Annotated in this window: 1 protein-coding gene; it reads left to right on the top strand. The window is 46.0% G+C overall.

The window, feature by feature from the left end; translation table 11 throughout:
- Window positions 1–1038 (top strand): ATP-binding cassette domain-containing protein (locus R8269_RS26245; protein ID WP_318223040.1); only part of this gene is annotated, 1038 nt, incomplete at both ends.

Genomic DNA, 1038 nt, shown 5'->3' with positions numbered 1-1038 from the left:
CCGATGAGCCGACAACCGCGCTTGACGTTACCGTTCAGGCGGAAGTGCTGCTGCTGATTAAAGAGATTCAAGTAAAAATGGGGATGGCTATTTTATTTATCACCCATGACCTAGGCGTGGTGAAACACTTTGCCGATCGTGTGTTGGTGATGTGCAAAGGTGAGGTCGTTGAAGAAGGCATCACTGAGCACTTGTTTTCTGAACCTCAGCATGAATACACCAAAATGCTGATTAACTCGATTCCGAAAGGAAGCAAAACCTCCGTTGATGAGAAAGCGTCGGAATTGCTCAACGCTGAAGACATTCGTGTGAAGTTTTTGGTGACGCCTCACTTTATCCCAAGCAAAAACGAGTACTTCGAAGCGGTAAAAGGCATCTCGTTACAACTAAAACAGGGCGAAACACTAGGCATTGTTGGGGAATCCGGTTCGGGTAAATCCACGTTAGGGCGTGCGTTGATCGGTTTGCTACCGTCTACCGGAAAAATTGAGTTTAAAGGTCAAAACATGGCCTCACTCAGCGACAAAGAGCGGTTCGATCTGAAAAAAGACGTACAAATGGTGTTCCAAGATCCATACGGTTCGCTTTCACCACGTATGACCATCGGGGAAATCATCACTGAAGGGTTAACCGTCCACCGGCCATATTTAAACAAGAAAGAACGCATGCAAAAAGCGCGTGATGTTCTGCGCGAAGTACGTTTGGATCCCGCATCTATAAACCGCTATCCGCACGAATTTTCCGGTGGGCAACGTCAACGTATTGCGATTGCACGAGCCTTGATTTTGGAACCGTCGTTTATCTTGCTTGATGAGCCGACCTCAGCCTTAGATCGCTCAGTGCAACTCACTGTCATCGATCTTCTCAAAGACTTGCAGAAAAAACACAATATCGGTTATTTGTTCATAAGCCATGATTTATCAGTGGTTAAGGCGCTTTCTGATCGCGTATTAGTGATGCAAAAAGGAGAAGTGATGGAGCAAGGAAGCGCACAAGAGATTTTCCATCACCCAAAAAGTGAGTACACTAGAAAACTGA

Source organism: Vibrio sp. Vb0667 (assembly GCF_033391095.1).
The sequence above is the reverse complement of the archived record's forward strand: the minus strand, read 5'-3'. Positions and strand labels throughout refer to the sequence as shown.